This window comes from Streptomyces alboniger (genome assembly GCF_008704395.1).
Classification (GTDB): Bacteria; Actinomycetota; Actinomycetes; order Streptomycetales; family Streptomycetaceae; genus Streptomyces; species Streptomyces alboniger.
Genome location: NZ_CP023695.1, coordinates 4,159,908 through 4,179,827 on the forward strand (window position 1 = coordinate 4,159,908; position 19,920 = coordinate 4,179,827).

The following is a 19,920-nucleotide window of genomic DNA, read 5'->3' on the forward strand; positions in this document are numbered from 1 at the left end:
AAAGTTGCAGAAGATTCCGGTGGGGACCGGGGCCCCCGTGCCGGTACCGGCAGGGGCGGACCGCTACCCGGAGTACGTATCGAGGAGACAGCGATGTCCCCAGAGGCGCATGAGACGCCCACCGAGGCGCACGCGGCCGAGAGCCCGAACCTCGACTTCGCGGGCACCACCCCGTACGAGGACTACGTCCAGGCGGACGTCCTCACCCACCTCCAGCATCTGCGCTCGGACGATCCCGGCGAGATGGTCTTCCTGGTCACCACCCAGGTCATGGAGCTTTGGTTCACGGTGATCGTCCACGAGTGGGAGACCGCGGCGCAGGCCCTGCGCCGCGAGGAGATCCCCGTCGCGGTGGCCGCGCTCAAGCGCAGCATCCGCGAGCTGGAGGCCCTGAACCACTCCTGGAAGCCGCTCGCCGGACTGACCCCCGCGCAGTTCAACTCCTACCGGGGCGCGCTCGGCGAGGGCTCCGGATTCCAGTCCGCGATGTACCGCCGCATGGAGTTCCTGCTCGGCGACAAGTCGGCGTCGATGCTGGTCCCGCACCGGGGCGCGCCGCGCGTCCACGCGGAGCTGGAGAAGGCCCTGCACGAGCCGAGCCTGTACGACGAGGTGCTCAGGCTCCTCGCCCGGCGCGGCCACGCGATCCCGGCCGCCGTCCTGGAGCGCGACCTCTCGAAGCGGTACGAGCCCTCACCCGAGGTGGAGGCCGTCTGGACGAAGCTCTACGCGGGCGACGAGAGTGACGAACTGGCCCGCCTCGGCGAGACGTTGACGGACGTCGCCGAGCTGGTCTGGCGCTGGCGCAACGACCACCTGGTCGCCACGCGTCGCGCGATGGGCTCCAAGACGGGCACGGGCGGCTCGGCCGGGGTGGCCTGGCTGGAGAAGCGCGCGACGAAGAACGTCTTCCCCGAGCTGTGGACGGCGAGGAGTCATGTCTGACCTGCGGCAGGAGGCGAACTCCCTGGACCGGGAGGACGAACTGCGCGCCAAGCGCAAGGAGTTCGTCCTCGACGACACCGTCTATCTGGACGGCAACTCCCTGGGTGCCCTGCCCGCGAACGTGCCGGGCCGCGTCGCGGACGTCATCGCCCGCCAGTGGGGCGAGCTGCGCATCCGCTCCTGGGACGAGAGCGGCTGGTGGACCGCGCCCGAGCGCATCGGCGACCGCGTCGCCCCGCTGATCGGCGCCGCCCCGGGCCAGGTCGTCGTCGGCGACTCGACGAGCGTGAACGTCTTCAAGGCGCTGGTGGGGGCGGTGCGGCTGGCACGGGGCGAGGTCTCCGGCGCCGCTTCCGGCGAGGTTGTGGGCGGCGGCGGTCACCCGGATGAGGGGCGCGACGAGATCATCGTTGACGCCACGACCTTCCCCACGGACGGGTACATCGCGCGGTCGGCGGCCCGCCTCACCGGCTGCCGCATCACCCCGCTCGCCCCGGCCGAGGTGCCCGCAGCGCTCAGCCCCCGCACGGCCGCCGTGCTGCTCAACCACGCCGACTACCGCACGGGCCGCCTGCACGACCTGCCGGGCCTGACGGCGGCCGTCCACGCGGTGGGCGCCCTCGCCGTCTGGGACCTGTGCCACACGGCGGGCGCCCTGCCCGTCGGCGTGGACGCGCACGGCGTGGACCTCGCGGTGGGCTGCACGTACAAGTACCTGAACGGCGGCCCGGGTTCGCCCGCGTACCTCTATGTGCGCGAGGAGCACCAGGCCCGCTTCGACTCGCCGCTGCCCGGCTGGACCTCGCACGCCGAACCCTTCGGGATGCACCCCGAATTCGAGGCGGCGCGAGGGGCGACGCGGGGCCGTGTCGGCACGCCCGACATCCTGTCGATGCTCGCCCTTGAGGCGGCCCTCGACGTCTGGGACGGGGTCTCCGTCGACGCGGTGCGGGCCAAGTCGCTCGCCCTGACCGACTTCTTCCTGCGGTGCGTCGAGGCGTACGTACCCGAGGGGCGGGTCGAGTCGCTCACCCCGGGGGCGCACGCCGAGCGCGGCAGCCAGGTCGCGCTGCGCTGCGAGGGCGCCGGGGACGTCATGAAGAGCCTGATCGAGCGGGGCGTGGTCGGCGACTTCCGCCCGCCGGACGTGCTGCGCTTCGGATTCACCCCGCTGTACGTCTCCTTCGCCGACGCCGAACGGGCGGCCCGCGTCCTCGCGGAGACCCTGGACGCGTGATGCCCGCGCTGACGCGAGACTGATAGCGTCCGGCGGATCTTGGTCCCGTCCCTCCGCACTCCGGAGGGACGGGACGGACCTGCCAGCCGCACTGCCGTTGAGAGGTTGCCGCATGCCGGACGACGCCGCCGTGGCCCGCGATGCCGCCGAGGCCGAAGCCGTCTACTCGCATCCCGTCGTGGAGCCGGACGCCACCGCCGCCTACGGCGAACACCCCGACCAGGTCATCGACTTCTACGCGCCCCGGGGCGACCTGGCCCGGCCCGCGCCGCTGGTCATCGCCCTGCACGGCGGGGCCTGGCGCACGCCGTACGACCGTTGGCACCTCACGCCGTTCGTGGACTTCCTCGCGCGCCGCGGTTTCGCGGTCGCCAACGTCGAGTACCGCAGGGGCAGCCCCATCCCCGCCCAGGGTGGCACGGGCCCGGTGGCCGGGCGCTGGCCGGAGACCTTCGACGACGTGGCCGCCGCGTTCGACGCGCTGCCCTCGCTCGTGCGGACCGCCCTGCCGTCGGCCGACGCGCGCCGCACGGTGGTCACCGGGCACTCGGCGGGCGGCCAACTCGCGCTGTGGGCGGCCGCGCGGCACCTGCTGCCCGCCGACGCGCCCTGGCGCACCGACCGCCCGGCCCCGCTGCGCGGCGTCGTCGCGCTCGCCCCGATCGCGGACTTCAAGGTCGCGGAGGAACTGGGGGTGTGCGGCGGGGCCGCGTCCCAGCTCCTTGGCGGACCCGCGAAGTTCGAGGCGCGACTGCCGTACGCGGACCCGGCTGCGCTGCTCCCGACGGGTATCGCCACGGCCGTCGTGCAGGGCCGCGAGGACATCGGGGTGCCGCAGGCCGTGGCCGAGGCGTACGCGGACGCGGCGGCGAAGGCGGGCGAGGTGGTGGGCCTCACGCTCCTGGAGGACGTGGGGCACTTTCCGCTGATCGACCCGGCGGCGGACGCGTGCGCGGTGGTCGCGGAGGAGATCGCGCAGTTGGCGTACTGAGCTTGGCGCCGGGGCGGGCGGGTGCGGGGGCGGACCCTGGGAGGGCCCCTGGGCGGGCCCAGTGGGCCCTGGGGAGAGCCCCCGGTGGCAGGCCGGGTAGTACCTGGGACGGACCCGCCAGGACCCGTCCTGGTGCGGACGCCGCGGGGGGCGGGCCCCCGTACCGTCGTAGACGTGACCGATACGACTGAGCAGCTCAGGGCCAGAGGCCCCAAGAGCCCGGAGTTCCATCTCGCGCGGGAGATCCTCGGCGGCCTGCGTGAGGCGCTGTTCCGCGACGTCTTCGCCTACCGGCTGCTGCCCCCGCGGACGACGGGCGGGCGGGGGGCCCGGCTCCTGCCGAAGCAGATACGTCCGTACGCCGTCTGGAACCGCCACGCCCTGGTGGTGGGCGCGGCCCTGATCACCGTCTCCATCGCCTACCAGGTGGGCGTCGGGGGCAACGAGGCCGCGTTCTTCCTCGCCGGTCTCATCCCGGCGGTCGCCGTCCTGATGACGCTGGTCAGGCCGGTCGGCGCGTTCTGGGTGTCGCTGGTGTCGACGCCGTTCACGGCGGCGCTCGGGAACAGCTGGGAGGGCTGGCCGTGGACGCCCGACGCCTTCTTCGCGCACATCGTGGTGATGGTCGTGGTCGCCGCCCGCACCCGGCCCCGTACCGCCCTGTGGATGTGGCTCCTGACTGCGGTGTACGCCCTGGGCACCGAGGCCTTCTTCGACGTCGGCGCCCGTGGCTACAGCGCGTCCGACGCCCCGGCGATGCTGTTCTTCTCGGCGCTCGCGCTGCTCGTCACCACGGTGGTGCACGTGCGTCGCGAGGCGCAGCGCGAGGTCACCGTGCAGCGCACCGTCACCGCCATCGAGCGTGACAAGCGCACGCTCCTGGAGGAGCGCACCACCATCGCCCGTGAGCTGCACGACGTGGTCGCGCACCACATGTCGGTGGTCGCCATCCAGGCGGAGGCCGCGCCCTACCGCGTGGAGAACCCGCCGCCCGAGCTGGAGCAGGCGTTCGTGACCATCCGGGAGAACGCGGTGGCCGCGCTGACCGAGCTGCGCCGCGTCCTCGGCGTCGTACGGGCGGAGGACTACGAGGCGCCGGACGCCCCGCAGCCGACCCTGGCCGACCTCGACCGGCTCCTGGACAACGTGCGGGACGCGGGACTGACCGTCGACAAGGCCGTCACCGGAGCGGTCCGCGAACTCCCGCAGGGAGTGGAACTCTCCGCGTACCGCATCGTGCAGGAGGCACTCAGCAACAGTCTGCGCCACGCGCCCGGCGCCCCGGCCCGCGTCGAGGTCGGCTACGTCCTCGGCGGCCTCGGCCTGCGCATCGTCAACGGCCCGGCGACCGGTCTGCTGAAACCCTCACCGGGCGCCGGCCACGGGATCACCGGCATGCGGGAGCGCGTCACGATGCTGAACGGCGAGATGATGGCGGAGGCGACACCCGACGGCGGCTACGAGGTCACGGTCTTCCTGCCCGTTCCGCTCGCCGACCGGCTCGACCCGGCGGGGGAGGACGTCGCATGACGATCCGCGTCCTGATCGCGGACGACCAGATGATGGTCCGCGAGGGGTTCTCCGTCCTGCTCAACGCCATGCCCGACATCGAGGTCGTCGGCGAGGCGGTGAACGGCCGCGAGGCGATCGAACGAGTCCGCGATCTCGCCCCCGACGTCGTCCTGATGGACATCCGCATGCCCGAGCTGAACGGCATCGAGGCGACCCGCGAGATCATCGCCTCCGAGGGCGAGGCGAAGGTGCTCGTGCTGACCACCTTCGACCTCGACGAGTACGTGTACCAGGCGCTGCGCGCCGGGGCGTCCGGGTTCCTCCTCAAGGACGCCTCCGCCCGCCAACTCGCTGACGGCGTACGGGTGGTGGCGTCCGGTGAGGCGTTGCTGGCCCCGACGGTGACGCGCCGCCTGATCACGGAGTTCTCCAAGCTGGCACAGGCGCCGCGGCTCTCGGCGGCGGCCCAGGCGCAGCAGTACGGCGAACTCACCGAGCGCGAGACGGAGGTCCTGGTGCTCATCGCGCAGGGACTGTCGAACGCGGAGATCGCCTCGCGCCTGGTGGTCGCCGAGTCCACGATCAAGACGCACGTCAGCCGGGTCCTGGTGAAACTGGGCCTGCGCGACCGCACGCAGGCGGCGGTATTCGCCTACGAGGCGAGGCTGGTGACGCCGGGCTGACGGGCGTGTCCCGCGGCGGCCCGGCCACAGAGCGCCCGCGGTGTTCCCCTAACACCGGACAGCGCCTAGCGTCGAGCCATGCCCGCCCGCCTGGAGCCCTCCGCGCTCTTCACCCCCACCGACCCGGAGTTCGTCGCCGACCCGTACCCGGCGTACAGCCGGCTCCGCGAGGCCGGCCGAGCCCACTACTACGCGCCCACCGGCCAGTGGCTGATCCCGCGCCACGCGGACGTCGCGGCCCTGCTGCGCGACCGCCGCCTGGGCCGCACCTACCTGCACCGCTTCACGCACGAGGAGTTCGGCCGCGCGGCGCCCCCGCCCGAGCACGAGCCGTTCCACACCCTCAACGACAACGGCATGCTCGACCTGGAACCCCCCACGCACACCCGCATCCGCCGCCTGGTCGCCAAGGCGTTCACCCCGCGCACGGTCGAGGGACTGCGTACGTACGTGAACGAGCTGGCGGACGCCCTCGTGCGCGGCCTCGTGGCGGACGGCGGCGGCGACCTCGTCGCGCGGGTCGCCGAGCCCCTGCCCGTGGCGGTCATCGCCCAGATGCTCGGCGTCCCGGAGAGCGACCGTCCGCTGCTGCGCCCCTGGTCGGCGGCGATCTGCGGGATGTACGAGCTGAACCCGTCCGAGGAGACGGCGGCCCGCGCGGTGCGCGCCTCGCTCGAATTCACCGCCTACCTGAGGGAGTTGATCGAGACCCGCCGCGGAAAGCCCGGGGACGACCTGATCTCGGGCCTGATCGCCGCGTACGAGGACGGGCAGTCGCTCAGCGAGCAGGAAATGATCTCGACGTGCGTGCTGCTCCTGAACGCGGGGCACGAGGCGACCGTCAACGCCACGGCCAACGGCTGGTACGCGCTCTTCCGCAACCCCGCCCAACTCGCCGCCCTGCGCGCGGATCCGGATGGCCTGATCCCCACGGCCGTCGAGGAGCTGATGCGCTACGACACCCCGCTCCAGCTCTTCGAACGCTGGGTCCTCGACGACATCGAGATCGACGGCGTGACGATCCCCCGCGGCTCCGAACTGGCGCTCCTCTTCGGCTCCGCCAACCATGACCCGGCCGCCTTCACCCGCCCCGGCGAACTGGACCTCGCCCGCCGCGACAACCCGCACATCTCCTTCGGCGCGGGCGTCCACTACTGCATCGGCGCGCCGCTGGCCCGTGTCGAACTCGCCGCGTCGATGCGGGCGTTGCTGCGGCGGGCCCCGTCGCTCCGGCTCGCGCGGGAGCCGGAGCGCAGTCTGAACTTCGTGATCCGTGGCCTGCGGGAACTGCGCGTCGAGGTGTGAGGCGTCAGGTGTGAGGCGTCAGGTGTGGGTCAGTTGGTCATGTCCCTGCGCCGCAGCACCGCGAGGCCCACGCCGGTCAGCGCCGCCGCCAGCAGTGTGAGCGTGATCAGCGGGGGCCAGGACAGCGCGGCGCCCGGCAGCTTCGGCAGGTGGCCGAAGGGGGAGAGGTTCATGACCGCCCGCGGGAGGTCGAGCGCGGGGCCGATCCAGCCGATCGCGAGGCAGCCGCCGACCACGGCCCAGGCCGCCGCCGCCCCCTTCGGATACGCGCCGACGAACAGCACCGTGAGCCCGCCGAGCACCCAGACGGCGGGGAGTTGCGCCAGGCAGGCGCCCAGCACCGCCCCCGCGTCCTCGCCGTGCCCGATGGCCACGCCGATTCCGCAGACGGTCATCAGCAGCGCCGACCCGCCGAAGGCGATCACCAGGTGCCCGGCGGCCCACCGCAGCCGCCCCACCGCGCCCGCGAGGAGCGGCTCGGCGCGCTGCGAGGTCTCCTCGGCGTGCAGCCGCAGCACGGACGCCGCCACGTACAGCCCGGCGACCATGCCGAACAGTCCGGTGATCGTGGAGAGGAAGGCCTCCGTCAGGTCCGACCGGCCGCCCATCCGCTCGATGATGTCGCGGGTGCTTTCGTTGTCACCGACGATGTCGGCCGCGCCGGACGCCATCTGCCCGAACACCATCCCGGCGAGCAGGAACCCGGCCGTCCAGCCCAGCACCGCACCCCGCTGGAGGCGCCAGGCGAGCGCGCCCGCGGTGGCGATGCGGCCCCGCGCGGGCCCGGGCCGCGTCGGCAGGAAGCTCATCCCGACGTCGCGCCGCCCCGCCAGTTCGTACGCGACGACGCCCTGTGCCACGGTCGCGGCGCCGACGAGGGCGAGCACCCACCAGCGCTCGCCTGCGAAGGCCCGCAGGTTCTCCTGCCAGCCGAGCGGCGAGAGCCAGGTCGGCGCGGACGAGCCGTCCGCCGTTCCCGAATCGCCCGCGGCCCGCAGCACGAACGCCGCCCCGAGGGCCGCGCCGGTCAGCCCCTTGGCGAGCCGCGCGCTCTCGGTGAGCTGCGCGGCGATCGCCGCCAGGGTGGCGAAGAGCATGCCGGTGCCGGCGATCCCGAGGCCGAGCGCGAGCGCCCCGCGCACGCCCTGCCCCGCCATGCCGGCGGTGATCAGCAACCCGGCCCCGGCGTTGGCCACGAACGCGGCAAGCAGTGCGGCGGTGAGCGGCGCCCGTCGCCCCACCATGGACGCGGCGAGCATCTCCTGGCGCCCCGACTCCTCTTCCTCGCGGGTGTGGCGTACGACGATGACGAGGCTCATGACGGCGGCGAGCACACCCGCGTAGCAGCCGATGCGCCAGGCGGAGAGGGCGCCGAGCGAGTCGCCGAAGACGGGGCCGTACATGGCCCGCATCGAGGAGTTGGAGTTCATCGTCTCCATGGCGTCGGCGCGCTCGGCGGCCGTTCCGTACACGCTCTCCAGGGAGCCCGGCATCGCGAGCACCAGCCCGGCGACGACGAGGATCCAGACGGGCATCATGACCCGGTCGCGGCGCAGCGCGAGCCGCAACAGGCTGCCGGTCCCGGCGAGTTGACGCGTCCTGCGCCCGCTCGCCGGGAGGGCGGTGGCGCGTGAGGCGACGGCGGTCATCGCGCCATCACCGCGCCCTCCGCGTCACCCGTATCACCCATATCACCTGTACCGCCCGTATCACTCGTATCGTCCTGGTAGTGCCGCAGGAACAGCTCCTCCAGAGTGGGCGGGGTGCTGGTCAGCGACCGGACGCCCGACTCGGTCAGCGACCGGAGTACGGCGTCGAGCTTGTCGGTGTCGACCTGGAGCTTGACCCGGTGGCCCGTCACGTCGAGATCGTGGACGCCGGGCAGGCGGGACAACCCGCCTGGCGGGCCCGCGAGTTCGGCGGTGACGCTGGTCCGGGTCAGATGGCGCAGCTCGGTCAGGGAGCCGCTCTCGACGGTCTGTCCCTTCCTGATGATGCTGACGCGGTCGCAGAGCGTCTCGACCTCGCTGAGGATGTGCGAGGAGAGCAGGATGGTCCGCCCGCGTTCGCGCTCCTCGGTCACGCAGCGCTGGAAGGCCTCCTCCATCAGCGGATCGAGCCCGGAGGTCGGCTCGTCGAGGATCAGCAGGTCGACGTCGGACGCGAAGGCGGCGACGAGGGCGACCTTCTGGCGGTTGCCCTTGGAGTACGTGCGTCCCTTCTTGGTCGGGTCCAGCTCGAACCGCTCGACGAGGTCGTCGCGCCGGGCCCGGTCGAGCCCGCCCCGCAGCTTCCCGTACAGGTCGATGACCTCGCCGCCGGAGAGGTTGCGCCACAGGGTGACGTCGCCGGGGACGTACGCGACACGGCGGTGCAGGGCGACGGCGTCGTGCCAGGGGTCCCCGCCGAGCAGCTGCGCGGCGCCGGAATCGGCGCGGAGCAGGCCGAGCAGGACGCGGATGGTGGTCGACTTCCCGGATCCGTTGGGCCCGAGGAACCCGTGCACCTCGCCGGTCTCGACGTCCAGATCGAGGCCGTCCAGGGCGTGGGTCCTGCCGAACGACTTGTGCAGTCCGGAGACGGTGAGTGCCTTCGTCATGATTCTGAAGGTACGCGAGTTTCACAAACTTGTGAAGTTAATGAACCGTATAAACTCGCAAGTGTGAGTGAGCAGGGAGATGATCTACGGATGACGAGCGAGCACGCGGGTGACGTCGAGGGCGAGGGCGTGGCCCCGGGGGCGGCCGAGGCGGACCGGCGTGACGCGGGCCCGCGTGACGCGGAGGCGGTCTCCCGCTTCGTAGAACAGTTCGCCTCGCAGCTCGTCGAGGCGGGCATGCCGCGGATGCCGTCGCGGATCTTCGCCGCGCTGCTCGCCTCCGACTCGGGGGCGCTGACGTCGGCGGAGCTGGGGGAGCGGCTGCGGGTCAGCCCCGCGGCGGTCTCCGGTGCCGTGCGCTATCTGACCCAGCAGCACCTGGTCTCCCGCGAGCGGGAACCGGGCACGCGGCGTGATCTCTTCCGGGTGCACAGCAACCAGTGGTACGAGGCGGTGGGCAACCGTGACGCGGTCCTCAACCGCTGGGAGATCGCGCTGCGGGACGGCATCGCCGGCCTCGGCGCGGACACGCCCGCGGGGCGGCGCCTCGCGGAGACCCTGGCGTTCTTCGAGTTCCTCCAGGAGGAGCTGGCCGCGATGATGTCCCGCTGGCGCACCCACAAAAAGTCCCTCTTCCCGGAGGACCACTGACACCGGTCCCGCGGCCCCGGGTGCCCTCATGACACCTCACCGCGGCAAGGTCAGCGCCCACGCCCCCTGCCGGACCGTCCACGTCCTCGTGCGGACCGGCCCCGCCACCGCCGAGTCCGCGCGGTAGCGGAAGTCCGCTCCCGACACCGTCACGGTCCGGGCCCGCACCCGCAGCGCTGCCGCCTCCGCGCCCACGGAGGAGGGCCGGATCTCCACCTGGGCAAGCCCGCCGTCCCCCGCGCTCACGCGGACGCCCTCGACCGGCTTGTCGAGGTCGACCAGCGTGACCCCGTCCGCCTCGATCCGCAGCCGCGAGGGCCCGGGCCCCGGCGCCGACGCCACCCGCGAGGGCCGCGCGGCGAGGGTCCGTACGAAGGACTGGCAGCTCCGCAGCCACGCATGCCCCTCGCCGGAGCCACCACCAGCCACCCCGGAAGCCCCAGCCGTCTCACTGACCCCAGCCGCTGTCTCGCTGATCCCAGCCGTCTCCGCGACCCCAGCCCTCTCAGAACCCCGAGAACCCCGCGACCCCCGCGACCCCCGCGAAGGCCAAGCCCCCCGGGAGACCCCACCGAGCCTCGCCGCCCCGGCCACCCAGGACCCCCCGAACCCCCCGGAAGCCCCAGAGGCCCCAGAAGCCCCCGCCCCCACTCCCCCCGAAGGAATCCGCAAGTCCCTCAACACCACCCCGTCACTGTCATCGACCAGCAGATCCATCCGCCGCTCGACCCCTTCAAGCACCGCCCGCGACGCCGCGACCGCCCCAGCGGGCACCCCGAGCGACCGTGCCAGCGACTGCGCGGCCCCTACCGGGACGAGGGAGAGCGCGGTCCCGCCGAGGACCCGCTCCCGGTGCAGCGCGGCCACCGCCCGCAGCAGCGCCCGGTCGTCGCCGATCACCACGAGCCGCCGCGCACCCCTCCTGGCCAGGGCTTTCGTGAAGTCCTCGGGGCTGTCCGGCAGGCACACCCGCACCGCCGCCCCCGCGCCGAGCACATCCCTCGCGATCCGTACCGACTCGCCGTCCGTGAGCCGGGCCACCGGGTCGATGACGACAAGGAGCTGGTCGCGAGCCGACACCATGCGCCCTTTCTTTTAGCCGTTCTTTGAGACCTCGGGTAGCATCTTTGTGCAAGAGCCCCTTGCGCTATTGCGCCAGGGGCTTCGTCTATTCCGGGGCAGCATCCAAGGCACACCCAGGCCGTACACGCCACTCCCACGCGGGGGCGACGGCCCCTGACCTTGGACATGCCCCGCCCGGAAGGGGTGTACGCCTGTGCCCGCACTTGTGCTGCTCGGTGCTCAGTGGGGTGACGAAGGCAAGGGAAAGGCCACCGACCTGCTCGGTGGCTCGGTGGACTATGTAGTGCGCTACCAGGGCGGCAACAACGCCGGCCACACGGTTGTCGTAGGCGACCAGAAGTACGCGCTGCACCTCCTCCCTTCCGGGATTCTCTCCCCGGACTGTGTCCCGGTCATCGGCAACGGAGTCGTCGTCGACCCGTCGGTCCTGCTCTCCGAGCTGAGCGGTCTGAACGAGCGCGGCGTCGACACGTCGAAGCTGCTGATCAGCGGTAACGCGCACATCATCACGCCGTACAACGTGACCGTCGACAAGGTGACGGAACGCTTCCTCGGCAAGAGGAAGATCGGCACGACCGGGCGCGGTATCGGCCCGACGTACGCCGACAAGATCAACCGCACCGGCATCCGCGTGCAGGACCTCTACGACGAGTCGATCCTCCAGCAGAAGGTCGAAGCGGCGCTGGAGATCAAGAACCAGCTGCTCACCAAGCTCTACAACCGCCGCGCGATCGAGGCGGAGCAGATCGTGGAGCAGCTCCTGGAGCACGGCGAGAACATCAAGCAGTACGTCGCCGACACCACCCTGATCCTCAACAACGCGCTCGACGAGGACAAGGTCGTCCTCTTCGAGGGCGGCCAGGGCACGCTCCTGGACGTGGACCACGGCACGTACCCCTTCGTCACCTCCTCGAACCCGACCGCGGGCGGCGCCTGCACGGGTACGGGCGTGGGCCCGACGAAGATCAGCCGGGTCATCGGCATCCTCAAGGCGTACACGACCCGTGTCGGCGCGGGCCCGTTCCCGACGGAGCTGTTCGACCAGGACGGCGAGGACCTGCGCCGCATCGGCGGCGAGCGCGGTGTCACCACCGGCCGTGACCGCCGCTGTGGCTGGTTCGACGCCCCGATCGCCCGTTACGCCACCCGCGTGAACGGCCTGACGGACTTCTTCCTCACCAAGCTCGACGTCCTCACCGGCTGGGAGCAGATCCCCGTCTGTGTCGCGTACGAGATCGACGGCAAGCGCGTCGAGGAACTGCCGTACAGCCAGACCGACTTCCACCACGCGAAGCCGGTCTACGAAATGCTGCCGGGCTGGTCCGAGGACATCACCAAGGCCCAGACCTTCTCCGACCTGCCGAAGAACGCGCAGGGTTACGTGAAGGCCCTGGAGGAGATGTCCGGCGCCCCGATCTCCGCGATCGGCGTGGGTCCGGGCCGCACGGAGACGATCGAGATCAACTCGTTCGTCTGAGCCGTTCACCCGGGCCGGTTCGGCCGAGTCGGCTCGGCAATTCGCAAAAGTTCAAAAAGCAAGCGCCTTCGACCCGTTCGCGCCGGTCGAAGGCGCTTGTCCTTTCCGTTCACAACTTCCCCCCAGGCGTGGATACTTGCTGCCACTCTTCGGGGGAGGGGTGGCATGGGTTTCCCGAACGCCGCGGGGGCGACGGACTTCCTGCGGGCATTTCGCGCGGTGGTTTACCCGAGCGACTGGAAGTCACTGAACGAGAAGGCGTTTCCGCCGGTCCTGCTGCGCACGGGCGGTGAGGGAGAGCGGGCGGCGCAGCGGTCGGCCCGGGTCCTCGACGCACTGGAGAACTCGCTGAGACTGCCGGACTGCCGTGCGGTCCCCTACGCCAGGCCGCAGCGCCCACCGTCCGCGACACCGGGCTCGGCGCTGCTGACGCTCCGCGTCGGCGCCGAACTGCCCCGGGACCCGCTCAAGCGCACGGGCAGGCTGAAGCTGCGCGACTTCAATCTCGTCGCGGAGCTGGTGGAGGGGGCCAGGAGGCTCGCCGAGCAGGACCGCGCGGCGCTGTCGGACCAGGAGTTACAGGACCGGCTGGTCGGCCGGGCGCTGCGGGACGACCTGTACGCGCTGCGGGCCCAGGATCCCGACGGCGTGCCGAACACCCTCGCGCAGCCGCCGCCCGAGGGCATGAATGTCGTCCTCGCCCTGATCCTGCGGGTGCTGGCGCGGCCCCTCTTCTACCGGCTGCCCCGGCGCCTGTGGGCGTGGCGGTGGAAGCGGCGGCTCCTCACGTCATGCCGGTACGGCTGGTACCGCAAGTGGCTGAACCTCGCGCACACCCACGGGTCGTTCTTCGACCGGGTCTCCGAAGTCCTGACGGCCCAGTCGACGGCGTTGCGAGGCAATGAACAGGACCGGCAGAACGCGCTGCTGGAGATGGAGAAGTTGCTGCTGCGCGCCCTGATGGCGGACCTCCACCGGGCGCGTTCCGGCCGGTGGGGGCCGTGGAAGCGGCGCCGCAGGACGCGCCGGGTCATCCTGCTCGATCTGCCGGCGGCCTCGACGCCCGGCGGCCAGGACGCCGTGCGGTTCCTCCAGGCGTACCGCAGTGTGTGCCGCGCGCCCGGCGCTTCCTCGCTGTGTCTGATCGGTGCGGGGCTGCCCGACGGCTATCCGGAGGTCGCCGGGCAGCGCTGGCACCTGGAGCAGACCGAGGGGCTCGCGGCCGTGGCGCAGTACTTGCGCGCGTCGGCGCCGTGGGAGGAGCGGGACGGCGATCCGAGACTGCTGCAACCCGCTCTGGACGACGACGCCTTCAGGGGGGTCGGCCTGGCGGTCGCCCCGCTGCATCCGGCGGTGCCGCCGATCGGCCCCCGCACGGAGAGCGCGCTGGCGGTCGCTCTCGCGCTGCTGCTCGCGGCGGTGCCCATCCCGTTCCTGCCGCTGTCCCCGCAGGATTCCTCTCCGGACACGCACTGCCTGGACGGAAGCGTCGCGGACGACGCCATCGAGCCGGAGCCGCTGCGCAACGTCGCACTTGAGCGGGGCGGACTGCGCAAGGAGAACGACAAGGCCGCGTACGACGCCGTGGTCCGGCAGATCGAGGGCCTGAAGAACAAGCAGTCGAACAACGAGCGGGCACGGGCCGCCGAGAAGGACGGCTTCACCGTGCGCAAGGTCGTCTACCTGGGTTCCTCGGTGAGCGCCGACCCCGGGCGGGGTGAGTTCAACGGCGCCGTCGCCGAACTGCGCGGGGTCTGGCTGGCCCAGACGCGGCTGAACGGCGAGGCCGCGCAGGACCCCCAGAAGGAGAAGGTGCAGCTGGTCGTCGATGTCCGGGACACCGGCAAGGACTTCGAGAACGCGGCGAAGGAGGCGGCCGAGGTGGTCGCCGAGGCCCGCAAGAACGCCAAGCACCACGACCACCGGACCATCGTCGGCGTGGTCGGGTTCGCCGAGAGCCGCGACCGTACCCAGAGCGCCGCCCGGATCCTCAACGAGGGCAAGGTGCCCGTGCTGAGTACGACGGCCACCGCCGACGCGATGCAGGAGGCGGGCCCGTACTACCGTCCGCTGGCGCCCAGCAACGAACGGGAGAGCCGGATCGCGGCGCAGTTCGCGCGCAGCGGCAGCGTCGTCGAGGAGACGGACGACGCCAAGAAGACGACCGGTTACTGCGAGACCGCGAAGCAGGCGGTCGTGGTGAAGGACCCCCGGGACCTCTACAGCGACGAGATCGGGTCGAAGTTCGTCAAACACTTCACCGGGGAGACCCACACGATCGAGTACCCGGGTGGCGCCGCCAACGGCATGGACACCGCCAAGCGGATCTGCGCGTTCCGCAAGGAGGAGCGGCGCACGGTCGTGTACTGGGCCTCACGCGTGGAGAGCTTCAACACGTTCCTCGACAACTTCAACAACACCGGCTGCGCGTACCAGACCCTGACGGTCATCGGCGGCAACGAACTCACCAACGCGGCGATGGCGGGCGAGTACAACTTCGCCCACGACTGGCTGCGGCTCTACCACACCGCGCACATCCTGCCCGTGGGGCACGAGGAGATGAACGGGGAGGCGCGGCGCTTCGCCGCCAACTACTCGTACTACGCCGGGGACAAGGACCCCTGGCTCAGCGACGGGCACGGCCCGCTGGGCTTCGACGCCCTGCGGGTCCTTGGCAGGGCCGCCGACGACGCGAACGCCAGCGTCAGGAACGAGGTGACGGCATCGGCCGTCAAGTCGAAACTGGACAACGAGCTGCGTCTCGAAGGGGCCAGCGGCGCGATCCACTACCGCGAGGGCAACGTGGGCTCGAAGCCGCCGGTCGACAAGGGTTTCGTCATCGAGAGGTACACGAAGAACGGCCCGAGCCTGGTGCTGCACTGCGGCTCCTTCAGCCTGAACAGACCCAGCGTCAAGACGTGGGGGCCGAACGATCTCTCCTGCCCCAAGGACCAGTAGTGCGGCCGCGTACCACTACGCGTCCTGGCGCCGACGCCGGTAGTACGCGTACGTGAGCACCAGGAGCAGTGGCCCCCACAGATTCATCAGCCCGCTCACGGTCATCGCGAGGACGTCCCAGCCCTCGGCGTAGGGCCAGCCGCTCGGGCCCCGGGTGAGGGCCGTGACCAGCCAGGCGATGGCGAGCGCGGTGAAGAGCAGCCCGCCGAGGGCCGCCGGGACGATCACGGCGGCGGGCGGGATGCGGCGGCCGCCGATGCGGGGCACCCAGGAGGGGACGACCTCGCCCCAGCCGCGTACGAGCCCGAAGCTCAGCAGCGCGGCGATCTCCGAGAGCACGCTGAGCCCGAAGACGTAGGGGATGTTGAACCACGCCGGGTCCAGGGTCTCCCCGCCCATCCCGTACCCGAAGGCGATGGGCAGCCGCCACACGCAGACCGGGAGCGCGACCAGGGGAATGGCGTGGGCGACCCGGACGGTCCAGGCGGGGGCGGGGGCGGCGTGCGCGGTTGCTGTGTTCATGCCTTCAGCCTCGCCGTGATCCCGGCGCGGTGGATCACCTCCGCGGCCGGTTCCCCTCCACCGCGCGGGGGAGGCCTGCTCGGCCCAGGAGAGGAACGCGGACCAGGCGTCCCGGCTCGTGGTCGAGGCCGAGAAGGATTCCGCCCTCAGGGTCTACGTACCCGCCCTGGCGCTCGCGGCCGCCGCCCGGTGCCGGCCAGGGCCCCGCGCCGCCGCGCTCACCCGGTCCTGTCGTACGTCAACTCACCCGTACCGTCCGTGTTCGCGCGGCGCAGCTTGCCGTTGCCGAGGATCGTCACGACGCTGGCCTTGCCGGGCGTGCAGGCCGACATGGGCTCGCCGACCGTGATCTCGGTCGGGCCGATGTGCAGCCGTTCCTGGGAGGCGGACTCCAGCTTGCCCTCGAAGACGCAGCGGTAGGTGCCGCCGTCCTCGCCGGGGCCCTCGGCTATCAGGGACAGCGCGGTCTCACCGGTCTCGCCCTGCTGGAGGGTGAGCCGGCGCGTGTGGTGGCCGAACTTGTTGTCGATGCCGCCGCTCCATGTGCCCAGGTACTTGTCCGGCACGGTGCCCTCCTCGTCGTCGGTGGAGGGGCTCGGGTCCGGACTCGTCGGGCCCGCGGACGGCGAGCTGCTGCCGGGAGTGCGCGGGGCGCTGCTCGCGGAGTTCTTGGAGTCGTCGCCCTTCTTCTCGCTGCCCTCGCCGTTCATGACGGCGTAGACGGTGCCGCCCGCTCCGATGGCCACTATCAACGCGACGGCGACGAGCGCGGCGGTCGAACGCCCGCTGCGGCGCGGCGGTTCGGGCGGCGGCGTGGGCAGGGGGGTGTACATGCCGGGCCCGTACGGGGGAGTGGGGCCGTAGCCGGGCGGCGCCTGGTGGGGGTAGCCGTAGGCGGCGGGCTGGGGGTGCTGTTGCGGGTGCTGGGGATAGCCGTACGAGGGGGCGCCGGGCGGCGGTGTGGGCGGCGGGGCCTGACCGGAGACCATGGTGGGGAGGTGGTCCAGAGGGGCGCCCCCGGGTGCGCCGGGGGGAGGCGGGGTGGGCCCGCCCCCGGAAGCGGCCGAGCCGGATGCGGCGGCGCCGGGAGCAGCCGCGCCCGCAGCTGCCGAGCCCGCGCCTGCGGCCTTCGCCCCGGGAGAGCCGGTCGAGGGGCTGCCTGCGGGGCCCGCGTCCGAGGGGCCCGCGTCTGAGGGGTCCGAGTCCGAGGAACCGTCGGCTCTCGCCCCGGCACCGCCCGCGCCACCGCCCTCGGCCGCCGAACCCTCGGCGGCGGCTCCAGCAGCTCCAGCGGCTCCAGCCGCGCCCGCGCCCGGCTCATCGGGATCCTCCGCGTCCAGCAACTGCACCGCGTGCCGCCCCAGCTGGGCGACCAGCGCGCCCGGCAGCCAGGGGTCGAGCGTGGTGCCCCCCGCGCTGAGGGTGTCCTGCGCCCCGGTCCGCTCCAGGACGTCGTCCAGGGAGGGCCGCGACGCCGGGTCCTTGCGCAGGCAGAGCGCGATCAGCTCGGCCAGGTTCTCCGGGAGCCCCTCCAGGTCGGGCTCCTCCTGCGCGATGCGGAACATCAGGGCGTGCACCCCGCTGTTGGCCGTACCGAAGGGCAGCGCGCCGGACGCCGCGTACGCCAGGACGGAACCGAGGCAGAACACGTCGCACGCCGGGGTGATGCGGTCCCCGCGCACCTGCTCGGGTGCCATGAAGCCGGGCGAGCCGACGAGCGCGCCGGTGCGGGTGAGGCCGCCGTCGGTGACCGTCTCCAGCGCGCGGGCGATGCCGAAGTCGATGACGCGCGGGCCGTCGATCGTGACGAGCACGTTCGACGGCTTGAGGTCGCGGTGGACGATGCCCGCCGCGTGGATGTCCTTGAGGGCGTTGGCGAGCCCGGCCGCGAGGATGTTCACGGACCGCTCGGGCAGCGGCCCGTGGTCGCGCGAGACGACGGTCTGGAGCGAGGGCCCCGCCACGTACCCCGTGGCGACCCACGGAATCGCCGCCTCGGTGTCCGCGTCCAGGACGGGCGCCGTCCACGCGCCGCCGACCCGCCGCGCGGCCTGCACCTCCTGCCGGAAGCGGTTCCTGAACTCGTCCTGTTCCGCCAGCTCCTGGCGGACCAGTTTGACCGCGACCGTGCGCCCCCTGCCCGACCGAGCGAGATACACCTGTCCCATGCCGCCCGCGCCGAGCCGCGCCAGCAGCCGATACGCGCCGATCCGCTGTGGATCCCCGGGCCCGAGCTTTTCCATCGCGGCACCGACCTCCCCCGTGTGGTGTGCAACAGGGTGAGGATAGTGCGGAGCCAGGACAGCGGCGCCCACCCCGCCCTCTACGGTTCCGTAACGGGTTCCGCATCCGGGTCGGCCACCGCGTCCAGCGCCTCGGACAGGCGTTCCAAAGCCCTTACGGTATGGGCGAATTCGTCCTCGCCGAGCGCCGCCGCGAGCCATCCGGCGAGTTCCGCGTGGCCCGGATCGATCTTCGCCACGGCCGCCCTGCCCCGGTCCGTGGGGCGCAGCAGCTTGGCGCGGCGGTGCGCGGGGTTCGGCACGTACTCGGCGAGACCCTCGCGTACGAGGATGTCCGCCACGCGCTGCACGCTCTGCCGCGTGATGCCCATCGCGCGGGCGACCCCCGCCACCGGCAGCGGCTCGCGCAGCACGGCGCCGAGCACCTGCCACCAGGCGGCGGTCAGGCCCGCGGGCCTCGCCAGCTCCTCGGAGCGGACGAGGAACTGCCCGTTCAGCCGGAAGACGGTGAGCGCCGCCCGGCTGAGCAGGTCCTGCGGATCACGGCGTGCGGAGCCGGCCTGATCGTGGTGTGCGGAGTCGGTCATCGGCCCGTCCCGCTCACGAGTTCAGCGTCTCGTACGCCGCCGGGTCCGAGTCGTGGAAGAGGCGGTACCACGCGTCGAGCTTCTCGCCCTCGAAGACATCGCCGAGCCGCCCGAAGACCTCCCGCGCGAACGCGACCGGCTCGGTCGGGCCGGCCGTGATCAGGTCGCCGTCGGTGACCGCGTCCGTCTCGACGTACCGCTCGCCGCCCTTGTAGCCGGAGGCCGCCAGATACATCGCGGCGCCGCTGGTGTGCGCCCGGTCGTCGAGCAGCCCCTCGCGGGCGATCCCCGCCGTGGCCCCGCAGATCGCGCCGACCGGCACCCCCGCGTCGAGGAACGCGCGGGCCGTGCGGGCGAAGGGCGCGAGGTCGTCGCTCGTGTCCCACAGATCGGCGCCGGGCAGGATCAGCAACGAGCTGTCCTCGGGGCGCAGTTCGGCGAGTGACAGATCGGGCTGGACGCGCAGGCCGCCGATGGAGGTGACCGGGGCGGCCGAGGGGCCGACCGTGCGGATCTCGTAGCCGACGCGGGCGAGCCACGCCGTGGTGTGACCGGTCTCCCAGTCGGCGAAGGTGTCGTAGACGGCGAGGTGTACGGGCTTGCGGGACATCAGGGCCTCCGTTGGCTGCGTGTCGGGCCGTTCTGCGTGCGACGTGCGTGCCGTGCTCTGTGTACGTAAGCATACTGTCAAAATGACAACATGCTGTCAAGGGGGCCAACCTTGGCGCGCCGCCTTCACCCCACTGGGCGCTCCCCGCTTTCGTGGAGGCGGGGGTGGGCGGAGGTTGGGCGCATGAACACCACACTCAAAGCAGTCTTCGTCTCCGGCGTCCTGGCCGTCACCGCTCTCGGTGCGGCGGGCACGGCGGGCGCCTCGATCCAGGATCCGCTTCCCCCGGTTACTGAAAACGGCGCCGCGAGCCTCGCGGATGCGCCCCTCGGTACGACGCTCGGTGATCCGCTCGCCAATGGCCTGTCTAACGGGGTCGACCCCGGCGGAGCCACCAACGGAGTGTCCCCGCCCCCCAACGGCCTGCCCGCCGCCGCGGCCCTCCCCGACCTGTCCGACTCTGACGGCCTACCCGCCCTGCCCAACAATCTCGACGACTAAGCCCATCCGTAGGACC

General features: G+C 72.2%; 17 protein-coding genes. 10 read left to right on the forward strand and 7 right to left on the reverse strand.

Going from position 1 to position 19,920, the window contains the following annotated elements:
- The first annotated feature begins 93 nt into the window (after positions 1-93).
- The 6 genes from CP975_RS18515 (at position 94) to CP975_RS18540 (ending at position 6,673) form a co-directional block, all read left to right on the forward strand.
- Positions 94-945 (forward strand): tryptophan 2,3-dioxygenase family protein, encoded by an 852-nt coding sequence (locus CP975_RS18515; RefSeq protein WP_055528549.1) that lies wholly within the window; start codon positions 94-96, stop codon positions 943-945.
- Positions 938-2,182 (forward strand): kynureninase, encoded by a 1,245-nt coding sequence (gene kynU, locus CP975_RS18520; protein ID WP_055528551.1) that lies wholly within the window; start codon positions 938-940, stop codon positions 2,180-2,182. The genes CP975_RS18515 and kynU overlap by 8 nt, the downstream gene beginning before the upstream one ends.
- Positions 2,183-2,294: 112 nt before the next feature.
- Positions 2,295-3,173, forward strand: a complete 879-nt coding sequence (locus CP975_RS18525) for an alpha/beta hydrolase family protein (RefSeq protein WP_055528552.1) — start codon at positions 2,295-2,297, stop codon at positions 3,171-3,173.
- A gap of 174 nt (positions 3,174-3,347) precedes the next feature.
- Positions 3,348-4,703, forward strand: coding sequence for a sensor histidine kinase (locus CP975_RS18530; protein WP_055528554.1), 1,356 nt, complete (start codon positions 3,348-3,350; stop codon positions 4,701-4,703).
- On the forward strand, positions 4,700-5,368 hold the full coding sequence (locus CP975_RS18535) for a response regulator (RefSeq protein ID WP_055528555.1): 669 nt from the start codon (positions 4,700-4,702) through the stop codon (positions 5,366-5,368). The genes CP975_RS18530 and CP975_RS18535 overlap by 4 nt, the downstream gene beginning before the upstream one ends.
- A 78-nt stretch (positions 5,369-5,446) precedes the next feature.
- Complete coding sequence (locus tag CP975_RS18540) at positions 5,447-6,673, forward strand: cytochrome P450 (protein ID WP_055528557.1); 1,227 nt, start codon at positions 5,447-5,449, stop codon at positions 6,671-6,673.
- 29 nt (positions 6,674-6,702) lie between these two features.
- Here the strand turns inward: CP975_RS18540 and CP975_RS18545 are convergent, their stop codons facing one another.
- On the reverse strand, positions 6,703-8,322 hold the full coding sequence (locus CP975_RS18545) for an ABC transporter permease (RefSeq protein ID WP_055528558.1): 1,620 nt from the start codon (positions 8,320-8,322) through the stop codon (positions 6,703-6,705).
- The gene (locus tag CP975_RS18550; protein ID WP_055528560.1) at positions 8,319-9,272 is read right to left on the reverse strand and encodes an ABC transporter ATP-binding protein; all 954 of its coding nucleotides are present in this window, start codon (positions 9,270-9,272) and stop codon (positions 8,319-8,321) included. Before CP975_RS18550 ends, CP975_RS18545 begins: the two co-directional genes overlap by 4 nt.
- Before the next feature lie 90 nt (positions 9,273-9,362).
- Here CP975_RS18550 and CP975_RS18555 point away from each other — a divergent pair, with 90 nt between their 5' ends.
- Positions 9,363-9,923: a GbsR/MarR family transcriptional regulator gene (locus CP975_RS18555; RefSeq protein ID WP_055528561.1), complete on the forward strand. Its 561-nt coding sequence runs from the start codon at positions 9,363-9,365 to the stop codon at positions 9,921-9,923.
- 36 nt (positions 9,924-9,959) lie between these two features.
- Here CP975_RS18555 and CP975_RS18560 read toward each other — a convergent pair whose 3' ends face one another.
- Entirely contained in the window at positions 9,960-11,006 is a 1,047-nt protein-coding gene (locus tag CP975_RS18560; RefSeq protein WP_150477128.1) for a diacylglycerol kinase family protein, read from the reverse strand.
- Positions 11,007-11,199: 193 nt separating this feature from the next.
- On the opposite strand from CP975_RS18560, the gene CP975_RS18565 reads away from it, so the two are divergent.
- Positions 11,200-12,483 (forward strand): adenylosuccinate synthase, encoded by a 1,284-nt coding sequence (locus tag CP975_RS18565; protein WP_055533032.1) that lies wholly within the window; start codon positions 11,200-11,202, stop codon positions 12,481-12,483.
- A 165-nt stretch (positions 12,484-12,648) separates the two neighbouring features.
- On the forward strand, positions 12,649-15,441 hold the full coding sequence (locus CP975_RS18570; RefSeq protein WP_055533034.1) for a type 1 periplasmic-binding domain-containing protein: 2,793 nt from the start codon (positions 12,649-12,651) through the stop codon (positions 15,439-15,441).
- A 15-nt stretch (positions 15,442-15,456) separates the two neighbouring features.
- On the opposite strand, the gene CP975_RS18575 is transcribed toward CP975_RS18570, so the two are convergent.
- The 4 genes from CP975_RS18575 to CP975_RS18590 all read right to left on the reverse strand — a co-directional run bounded on the left by CP975_RS18575 (position 15,457) and on the right by CP975_RS18590 (position 19,403).
- Entirely contained in the window at positions 15,457-15,963 is a 507-nt protein-coding gene (locus CP975_RS18575) for a hypothetical protein (protein ID WP_055533036.1), read from the reverse strand.
- Positions 15,964-16,181: 218 nt separating this feature from the next.
- Positions 16,182-18,206, reverse strand: a complete 2,025-nt coding sequence (locus tag CP975_RS18580; RefSeq protein ID WP_150477129.1) for a serine/threonine-protein kinase — start codon at positions 18,204-18,206, stop codon at positions 16,182-16,184.
- An 80-nt stretch (positions 18,207-18,286) separates the two neighbouring features.
- On the reverse strand, positions 18,287-18,793 hold the full coding sequence (locus CP975_RS18585; protein ID WP_055527400.1) for a MarR family winged helix-turn-helix transcriptional regulator: 507 nt from the start codon (positions 18,791-18,793) through the stop codon (positions 18,287-18,289).
- Between the two features lie 13 nt (positions 18,794-18,806).
- Entirely contained in the window at positions 18,807-19,403 is a 597-nt protein-coding gene (locus CP975_RS18590; RefSeq protein WP_055527402.1) for a DJ-1/PfpI family protein, read from the reverse strand.
- Positions 19,404-19,586: 183 nt separating this feature from the next.
- Between CP975_RS18590 and CP975_RS18595 the strand changes: the two genes are divergently transcribed.
- Positions 19,587-19,904 (forward strand): hypothetical protein, encoded by a 318-nt coding sequence (locus tag CP975_RS18595; RefSeq protein ID WP_055527403.1) that lies wholly within the window; start codon positions 19,587-19,589, stop codon positions 19,902-19,904.
- Positions 19,905-19,920 lie beyond the last annotated feature (16 nt).